Raw genomic sequence first — 9,025 nt, forward strand, 5'->3', positions numbered from 1 at the left:
AGTTACAATTCATTTCGTAACGATATCCCTCGTTCAGCGTCTATTTCGATGCAGGGTTTAAGCGAACATGCGGCAGCTGTATGCGTTTTGCGAACATGAAGGCTGAACATTGACGGATTTCACGAAACCAGTCGGCAAGACGCACAAATCCTTTGCCCTCGTGTTAAGTGGTGGCGGGGCGAGAGGCCTGTCACACGCCGGTGTCCTACGCGCCCTCGTCGCAAGGGGCTATACCCCGAGCGCGATCGTAGGGGTGTCCATGGGTGCGGTCGTCGGCACCACATACGCCATGAACGACGATTGGTTCGACGCATTGGTCGGCATGGACACCAGCGGGTTTCCGGCAACCCCGGACTTTCGCTTGCCAGGTCTAACCGCTCGGATGAAAGGCCTTCGAACCGCTTTGCTTGCCGCGCGGGACATGTACTTCGGCTGGGGAGTTGGAGCGCCTACCGAGACATGGGGCCGCAGCGTCCTGTCCAGTCTGACGCAAGGTAAAAATCTTGAGAATGGTCGCATCCCGATCTTTGTCTGCGCGACGGATATGCTGACCGGGAAACGTGTGGTTTTCGGCAAGGGGAATGCCACAGATTACATTTATGCCAGCGCGGCGCTCGCCGGAATATTGCCACCCCTGGTCGATGGACCGCATGTGCTGATGGACGGGGCCTATGCCGACATAGCGCCGGTCGATGTTGCAAAGGAAACTGGCGCAAAGGTCGTGATCGCCGTGGACCCAAGCCAGCGCGAAAACACCATTGGCCCGAAAAACGGCATGCAGGCGATGCTGCGATCCATAGAAGTCTGCCAGTATGAACATGCACGGTTGCGGTTCGCGCAGGCGGACCTTGTGATCCGGCCTGAATTCGGACAGTCGATCGGCACACTTGAATTCGGTCTAAAGCGCCACTGTATCGCGGCTGGGGCCGTGACCACCCGCCGCGCTTATGGTGATATCGAGACGCTGCTTAATTCCGGGAATGCGGAGCGAATGGCCGAGCCGCTGGCAGGCTAGGATAGCAAGATCACCACTTTGACCGACTGGCACAAAACCGCGCCTTAAGTCACCCGGGAAACACTCCCGCGAACAGCCCCATCAGCGCCGTGACCAACGCGGTCGCACCTAGCACAACCAACAACGGCAGCGCGACCTCTGCCCGAACCGCTTCGCCATCGCGCGCCTGATACATCGGCACCACGATGCGCAGATAGACCGCCAGCGCCAGCACGCTGTTAAGGATCCCGATCACCGCCAGCCAAAGATAGCCCGCCTCGATCGCGGCTCCGAACAGCAGCACCTTGCCGACAAAGCCGAAGAGCGGCGGAATACCGGTCAGCGACAGCAGGAACACGACCATCGCCACACCGATCAATGGGCGCGCGCGGCCGAAGCCCTTGAAGTCGTCCAGATTGCGGCCCGCGATCACTATGACTGCAAAGGCTCCAAGGTTCATCGCCACATAGGCCGCGCCGAACACGATCACCGAAGGCAGGGCCAACGGACTGGTGCCAAGCGCCACAATCCCCAGCATGAAATAGCCCGCCTGCGCCACCGAGGAATAGGCCAGCAGCCGCACGACATTGCTCTGCACCAGGGCGGCCAGATAGCCGAATGACATCGTCACCGCCGCGATCAGCGCGACGACGACGGGCCAGCCGGTAGCGACAGGCAGATCGCGCAGCACCTGCGCAAAGGCAAAAATCGCCGCCACCTTGGTGATCACCGACAGAAAAGCCGCGACCGATACCGGCGCGCCGTCATAGGCGTCGGGTGCCCAGAACTGGAACGGCACCAGCGCCGCCTTGTAGCCCAGTCCGATCAGCACCGCGACCAGCCCCGCCAGCGCGATCAGCGGCTTGCTTTGAAGCGCACCAAGCTCGGAAAAAAGCGTCGATCCGGCACCACCGAACCAGAAGGTCAGCCCGTAGATCATCACCGATCCGGTGACGGCGCCGAACACCAGATATTTCATCGCCGCCTCGGTCGCCGCATCGTCGCGCGGCCAGGCTACCATCGCGAAGGAGCCCAGACCCGTCAGCACCACGCCCAGCACCAGCAGCATCATGTCGCCACCGCCCGCCAGCATCAGCGCCCCAAGCGTCACAAGACAAAGCAGCGTATAGACACTTCCCTCGCGGTCCTTCCCGGCAATCTCGGCCCGCGTCATCAGAAGCGCCAGCGCGGTGCCTGGCAGCAGGATCAGCTTGGCCCAGCCCGACAGCAGATCGACTCGGTAGGTGCCGCCAAAGACGCTGGTGTCGGCCTCCAGCAGCGGCAACGTCAGCGCGGTGGACAGGCCCAGCCCGATCAGCCCGAATGTCAGTGCCAGACGCGGCGCACGCAGCATCTCGGCCACCAGCATCAGCACGACCGTCGAGGCCAACATCAGTTCGGGAAACAGAAAGGACAGGTCGCGCGCCATCAGAGTTGCAGCGCCCGCATCGTCACGTCGATCATGTTCAGCAACCAAGACGGCGCCACCCCGATCAGGATGATGAGGACAAGCAGCGGCACGATGGCCAGCATCTCGCCCCGGTCCAGATCGGGCATCGCCGCCCATTTCTCGTTTCGCTCGCCCAGAAATACCGCCGCGATCGCGCGCAGATAAAGCCCCGCCGTCACCACGATGGCGATGATCGCCACGATGGCCCAGGGCTGGGCATTCAGTGTGGCCAGGAAGATCTGAAATTCAGCCGGGAAATGCGCCAACCCCGGCAGCCCGAGCGAGGCAAAGGCCGACAGCACGAAGGCCCAGCCCAGCCATGGCACCTGCCCCAGCAGCCCGCCGAACGCGGTCATCTCGCGTTCGTGGGCGCGCGACTGCAACATGCCGACGAGAAAGAACAACGCCCCGGTGACGACGCCGTGGCTGACCATCTGCAAGGTCGCACCATTGAGCGCGACCGCCCGCAAGTCAGGGTCCAGCGTCAGCGCCGCCACCGCGACGCCGATCACCACATAGCCCATGTGGTTCACCGACGTATAGGCGATCATCTTCTTCAGATCTGACTGCGCCAGCGCCACGAAGGCACCGTAAAGGGCGCTGAATACGCCAAAGGCCAGCACCACCTGACCGGCCTGCGCAAAGGCGTCGGGCGTCATCTGTAAGGCGAAACGCACAAGGCCGTATGTGCCGAATTTCAGCATCACCCCGGCGAGGATCACGCTGCCCACGGTCGGGGCCTGCACGTGGGCCGCGGGCAGCCAAGTATGCACTGGAAAGGACGGGATCTTGACCGCGAAGGTGAACAGCATCGCGATCAGCGCCAGCATCGCCGCCAGCCCAGTCAGTGGCGGCGCCTCGATCCACAGCCGCATGTCAAAACTTCCCGTGGCCAGATACAGCCCGATGATCGCCAGCAACAGCGGCAGCGACCCCAGCAGCGTGTAGATGAAGAACATCAGCCCGGCGCGCTGGCGCTCTTCATAGCCCCAGCCGACGATCATGAAATACATGCCCACCAGCGACACTTCGAAGAAGACGTAGAACAAGAGCGCGTCCAGCGCCGCGAAGGTGCCGATCGACGCGGTTTCCAGCATCAGCATCAGCGCGACAAAGACCGCCGGGCGGTCGGTGATCCGCGCCGCATAGATCGCCGACAGGAAAAACAGCAGCGAGGTCAGCAGGATCAGCGGCAGGCTCAGCCCGTCGACGCCAACCCGGTAGGCGGCACCAATGGCCGGGATCCAGGCGATTTCCTCGACCTGCGCGAAACCGCCCGGTAGCGTGCCCCGCGCCCAGATCGCCAGCGTCACCACGAAGGTCAGCCCGGTGGTGGCGATGGAAACGCCATGGGCGATGCGCGCCGACTTGTTTGGCAGGGCCATCAGCAGCACGCCACCAAGAAGCGGCAGAAAGACGGAGATCGAGAGAAGGGGCATGGCGGGGTCGTCTTTCTTCAGGAGGACATCGGTAAGATCAGCAGCACCGCCGCGATGACGGCAATGCCCATGACTGTCAGGGCGAGTTCGCGGTGGATCAGCCCGCTTTGCAGCAGGCGCAGGCGGCGGCCGGCGGCGATTGTCCGGGCGACAAGGCCGAAGATCAGCCCGTCGATGCCATGGGTGTCGGTGTTTTCCGCTCCGTCGCCAAGGCGCAGGTTCATCCGGCCCACCTGAAGGGTCGCGGCATAAAGCCGGTTGTCTGAACGCTCGGCACTGGATGCGGTGCCAAGGCTCAAGATCCGCACAAGGCCAAGTTGCGACGCCAGCAGACGCCGTTCGAAACCTTCACAGGCGGCGGCAAAAGCCAGCGACGGGCGCAGCACCAGCCCGTCCATACCGCCCGCGACGGCAAAGCCGCGCTGCGCCATCGGCAGAACCGGCCCCATCAGGCGGGCAGGTTGGATGAACCAGCCCAGCACCAGGCCGCTCAGCGCCGCCAAAAGCCCGAGGATCATCGCGGTTCCTTCCGGCGGCAGTTCGGCCTCAAGCAGATGTTCCAGCGGCGTGAAGGCGAACCCAAGCCCCGCCGCCAGCGCCGTCAGCACCGCCATGCCCGCACCCATCCAGCCCATCCCCTTGCCCAGAACGGGCTGGGCCTCGCCCTGCCACAGCACCCGCAGCGCCCGCGCCATATAGGCCCCGGTCAGCACCGTGCCTGCCAGCGCCAGCGGCGCGAGCCATACGACCCCGGGGGCCGCCAGCGCGGCGGCAAGGATCGCGTCCTTGGAAAAGAACCCCGCCAGCGGCGGGATCCCCGCCAGCGCCAAAGCAGCAATGCCGAAAGCGGCCAGCACCAGCGGTCGTGCCCGGCCCGCGCCCGCGACCGCATCCATGTCGGTGCTGTCGCGATCATGCTGGAACACACCCGCCCCCAGAAAAAGCGTGCTCTTGATCGCCGCGTGGGCGATAAGGTGCAGCAGCGCCGCCACCGGCACCCCCGCGCCAATGGCCAGCAGCATCAGCCCGTACTGGCTGGAGGTCGAGGCGGCCAGCAGCCGCTTCAGGTCCCGCTCGGCCAGCGCGATCAGGCCGGCAACGACGGCGGTGACGCCGCCCACCAGCCCGACCGCAATCAGCGCGCCTGTGGGCAGCATCGGGGTCACGCGGATCAGCAGGATCGCCCCCGCCGCCACCAGAGTCGCGGAATGCAGCAAAGCGGAGACCGGCGTCGGGCCCGCCATGGCGCGCTGCAACCAGTCCTGCAACGGCACCTGCGCCGACTTGCCCATCGCGCCGATCAGCAACAGCAACCCGGCGACCAGTGCGGGCGTGCCGCTAATCGCCAATGTAGCCGAGATTTCCGAGGTGCCGGCCCAGCCGATCAGCACAAAAATCCCCAGATAAAGGCCCAGATCGGCGCTGCGGGTGTACAGAAACGCCCGTGTCGCGGCACTGGGCACGCCGTCGCGGCCATGCCAGAAGCCGATCAGCAGATAGCTGGAAAAGCCGATCAGTTCCCACGCGGCCAGCACGGTGATCCAGTCGCCCGCCAGCACCAGCGCCTGCATCGCCGCGACAAACAGCAGCAGGATGCCGAAAAAGCGCGGCCTTTCGGGGTCGCTGCGCATGTAACCCACGGCATAGACCACCACAAAAGCCGCCACCGTCGCCACCATGGCCGAAAGGACCGCCGTCAGCGGCGTCGCGACCAGCCGCAGCGGCATTTGCGGCAGGCCCAGCAGGACCATCTGCACCGCATTGCCCGCAATCGCACCCGCTAGAACCGCCATCGCCGCGAGGAACCCGAGGCCGACGCCCGCAAGCGCAATCGCTTCGGGTGCGCGGCGCCGCGCCAGCGCCACAAGCCCCGCCAGAAGCGGCGCGAGGAGGGTGAGTGCCAGCATCGTCATCCCTTCAACTCCCGCGCTTCTTCCATCTCGACCGATCCGCGCACCCGGAACCGCGCGATGGCGATGGCAAAGCCGACCGCCATTTCGACCGCCATCACCGCCATCACGATCAGAACGAACATCTGACCGGCCGGTTCATCGGGATGCAGATAGCGCCAGAAGGCCACCAGATTGACCAGTGCTGCGGCCAAAATCAGCTCGACCCCCATGATGATCATCACCAGGTTGGTCTGGCTGAGCGCGCCATAAAGTCCGATACCGAACAGCCCCGCGCCGACGCTGAGGGCGATCATGAGTTCCAGAATCATTTGCGCTGCTCCGCGTTGGGGACGATGGCCACCATCGTGGCCGCAACCATGGCGGTCAGAATCGTCAGACCCGCCGACTGGAAGATCAACATTGACCGGCCCAGTAATTCGCGCCCCAAATCAGCGGCCTGTTCATGCGCGCCCGGCACGGACAGGGCGACCGGACCCCAATCGGGCAGCCAGACCAGCAACAGCGCGGCCAGCAGCCCGATGCCCCCGGCCCAGAGCGACAGGCGTTTCTGGTGGGTCATGTCCATTTTACCCATGCCGCCCGGATCCATCATGAACATCACCATGAAGATCGCCATCACGCTCATTTCCGTGGCCATCATCATGATCTGCAACACGCCCAGAAACTCAGCCTGCATGACCAGGAACATCGCCCCGATCGCGGTTTGCGAGAACAGCAGAGCCAACGCCGAGCGCACCATCGAATGGGTGCGAAAGACCACGACGCCGAACCACATCGCCGCGCCGCCGAAGAACGCCAGAAAGATCATCTGAACCGTCATATCGGCACCACCAGGGCGATCACGCCCACGACAAAGACATTGGCCAGCGCCAGCGAGATCCCTAGCTTCCAGCTCAGCGCCAGATAGCGCGCCTCGCGGATGCGCGGCATGTAGCGTCCGACACTCAGCATAGCCGCAGCCACGGCCAGGATCTTGATCGCGCTCCAGGCCCAGGCGGGCAGCCACGGGCCCAGCCAGCCGCCCAAATAGAAGGTCACCGTCGCCCCCGCCAGCGCCAGGATAATGACCATCCGCGCCAGCCGCAGCACCGCCAGCCGCACGCCGGTATATTCTGCCTCGACCCCGCCGGCCAATTCGCCGGTAGCATCGGGCAGGTCCAGCGGCGGCAGCCAGGCCAGCCCCATCGCCGCCACGACGAACAGGACAAACCCCATCGGCTGGTACAGCACGTTCCAGAGCTGCGCCTGCGAGGCGACGATCTCAACCGTCGAGAGCGACTCCGCCCGCATGGCGACGGCGGTGATCGGCATCACGATCAGCATGGCATAGGCAATGAACTGGCCCAGGAACCGCCAGCCCGCAATCATTGCGTAGGCCCCGTTCGGCCCCCAGCCCGCCATGATCAGCGCCACCAGCACATAGGCCAGCGCAGCGTTCAAAAACAGCGCCCCGGTGGCCAGATCGGTAATGATAAGCTCCGGTGCCAGCGGGATCACCGCCACCGCCATCAGCCCCGCCACCAACAGCAGCACCGGCCCAAGCTCAAAGAACAACCAGTCAGATTTGCGCGCCAGCAGCGATTCCTGCCCCATAAGCGCCAGGGCGGCCCAGGCCGGACCCGTCAGGCTCAGGTGTCCATGCACGGCCCATCGTTCGATGACGGCCAGCGCATAGGCCCCGGCGGCGAGCGACAGGAGAACGACAAGAATGCTCATCCACGCACCTCCCAGGGCGACAGGTCGAGCGAGGCGACGGCGCTCAGGGCATCGCCCAGTTCCCGCTGCGCCGTCACCGTTTCGACAAGGGCGATGTTCACGTCTGTCGGCGTGTCGAGATCGGCTTCGACCACCTTGCCATTGGCCAGCTTCACGCGCAGCGACGCCGTGCCGCGCGGTGTTTCGATGCGAGCCTCGCCCTCGCCCGACACCCTGTCCACATCCGGCACCTGCGGCACAGCAATCCTCCCGGCGGCCGCGATCACGTCGAGACTTTGGGCGATCTCGTCGCAGCGCAGCCGCAGCCGGGCCAGCGCATCGCCGCCGTTGCGGACGCGCATTTCGAACCCGAGATCCTTCAGCGTTGGATCACCCGTTCGGGCATCCGATCCGCCACCTCGCGCCCGGTCCACCGGGCCGCTGGCCGGGGCGTCCTTGCCGATGCGCGCGATGCGTCTAAGCCGCATCCGCATCAGCGGGGCCGCCTGCACCCGGCGCGACAGCCGCCGGATCGCCCCAGCCTGCGTGGCGATCCCGGCAACGTCGGCACCTTGAACGGCCAGTTGCAACGCCCCAGCGCGCGCGGCGAGCCACAAAAAACCCGACTGAAGGCCGAACTCGGCCAGCCAGTTCAGGTGGCTGGCGATCCGCTCGCGTTCCACGGCGGCGGCGCGGCCACGGCGCGCGTCATGGTCGGGCTCGACGCCGGCGGCCACCTCAATCGCAGCGCAAGCCAGCGCGCGATAGGACACGGGGCTGAGCGGCATCATGGTGGCCAGACGCTCGACGAAATCGGCCACCCTCATCTGCGGCCCATCCATCAAATCCGTCGCGCCGACAAGGCTCGTGGCGTCGCTGGCCGCAACGGTATCGCCATCCAGCGTCAACGTCAGCCGCAGCCCAGCCGGCAGGCCGGGAAAGAACGGCCCGAACGGCACCTTGATCCAGTCCATCTGTAACCCGTCGCTGCTGCGCGGCTGGTCCTTGGTCATCTCGACCATCGACATGAAATGCGGCTCGATCCCGTCGATAGCGGCCTTGGAGTGGCCGGAATGGTCCTGCTGTTTGCCATGATCGCCGTGACCGCCATGCCCGTGACCGTGACCGGGACCGGGACCGTGGCTTTCCACCTCCTCCGCCTTCACCAGGTTCATGCCGCATTTGGGGCACTTGCCCGGTGCGTCGCTGATCACCTCGGGGTGCATCGGGCAAGTGTATGCCCCCGATCCGCCCGCGTCGTGAGCGTGGCCCGCATGTGCGTGATCGGCGGGGTTTGGCCTGTCCTCCCGGGGCATGTCGTGGCCACCGTGCCCACCATGTCCATCGGACGCTGTTTCGCGCGGCACCAGCGTCATGCCGCATTTGGGGCAGTCTCCGGGGGCGTCGCGGACGATTTCGGGGTGCATCGGGCAAGTGTATTCCACGCGCACCTCAAGAGCGGGGGCGTTAAACTCCCCGCTGTCAGCGCGAAACGCGCCCGCGGCGATCACGCGGCGCAGATCGGCCAGCCCGG

Annotated in this window: 8 protein-coding genes; 1 reads left to right on the plus strand and 7 read right to left on the minus strand. The window is 65.2% G+C overall.

Annotated elements, in window-relative coordinates:
* Positions 1 to 160 precede the first annotated feature (160 nt).
* Entirely contained in the window at positions 161 to 1,015 is an 855-nt protein-coding gene (locus SM763_RS23465; protein WP_240313143.1) for a patatin-like phospholipase family protein, read from the plus strand.
* Positions 1,016 to 1,064: 49 nt separating this feature from the next.
* Here the strand turns inward: SM763_RS23465 and SM763_RS23470 are convergent, their stop codons facing one another.
* The 7 genes from SM763_RS23470 to SM763_RS23500 all read right to left on the minus strand — a co-directional run.
* Positions 1,065 to 2,471: an NADH-quinone oxidoreductase subunit N gene (locus SM763_RS23470; protein ID WP_244438285.1), complete on the minus strand. Its 1,407-nt coding sequence runs from the start codon at positions 2,469 to 2,471 to the stop codon at positions 1,065 to 1,067.
* Entirely contained in the window at positions 2,423 to 3,883 is a 1,461-nt protein-coding gene (locus SM763_RS23475; RefSeq protein WP_368999934.1) for a complex I subunit 4 family protein, read from the minus strand. The genes SM763_RS23470 and SM763_RS23475 overlap by 49 nt, the downstream gene beginning before the upstream one ends.
* 17 nt (positions 3,884 to 3,900) lie before the next feature.
* The gene (locus SM763_RS23480; protein WP_368999936.1) at positions 3,901 to 5,796 is read right to left on the minus strand and encodes an NADH-quinone oxidoreductase subunit 5 family protein; all 1,896 of its coding nucleotides are present in this window, start codon (positions 5,794 to 5,796) and stop codon (positions 3,901 to 3,903) included.
* Positions 5,793 to 6,104, minus strand: a complete 312-nt coding sequence (nuoK, locus tag SM763_RS23485) for an NADH-quinone oxidoreductase subunit NuoK (RefSeq protein WP_114276270.1) — start codon at positions 6,102 to 6,104, stop codon at positions 5,793 to 5,795. Before nuoK ends, SM763_RS23480 begins: the two co-directional genes overlap by 4 nt.
* Complete coding sequence (locus SM763_RS23490) at positions 6,101 to 6,616, minus strand: NADH-quinone oxidoreductase subunit J family protein (protein ID WP_368999938.1); 516 nt, start codon at positions 6,614 to 6,616, stop codon at positions 6,101 to 6,103. Before SM763_RS23490 ends, nuoK begins: the two co-directional genes overlap by 4 nt.
* The gene (locus SM763_RS23495; RefSeq protein WP_040427768.1) at positions 6,613 to 7,512 is read right to left on the minus strand and encodes an NADH-quinone oxidoreductase subunit H; all 900 of its coding nucleotides are present in this window, start codon (positions 7,510 to 7,512) and stop codon (positions 6,613 to 6,615) included. Before SM763_RS23495 ends, SM763_RS23490 begins: the two co-directional genes overlap by 4 nt.
* Positions 7,509 to 9,025, minus strand: a 1,517-nt coding sequence (locus SM763_RS23500; protein ID WP_368999941.1) for a heavy metal-binding domain-containing protein, incomplete at its 5' end; no start/stop codon positions are given. The genes SM763_RS23500 and SM763_RS23495, both read right to left, overlap by 4 nt.

The organism is Pseudophaeobacter sp. C1-32P7 (assembly GCF_041008775.1).
Lineage (GTDB): Bacteria > Pseudomonadota > Alphaproteobacteria > Rhodobacterales > Rhodobacteraceae > Phycobacter > Phycobacter gallaeciensis_A.

Coding starts and splice junctions, on each gene's coding strand:
- nuoK (WP_114276270.1), bottom strand. CDS start 6,104: ATGATTCTGGAACTCATGATCGCCCTCAGCGTCGGCGCGGGGCTGTTC.
- SM763_RS23495 (WP_040427768.1), bottom strand. CDS start 7,512: ATGAGCATTCTTGTCGTTCTCCTGTCGCTCGCCGCCGGGGCCTATGCG.
- SM763_RS23475 (WP_368999934.1), bottom strand. CDS start 3,883: ATGCCCCTTCTCTCGATCTCCGTCTTTCTGCCGCTTCTTGGTGGCGTG.
- SM763_RS23480 (WP_368999936.1), bottom strand. CDS start 5,796: ATGACGATGCTGGCACTCACCCTCCTCGCGCCGCTTCTGGCGGGGCTT.
- SM763_RS23490 (WP_368999938.1), bottom strand. CDS start 6,616: ATGACGGTTCAGATGATCTTTCTGGCGTTCTTCGGCGGCGCGGCGATG.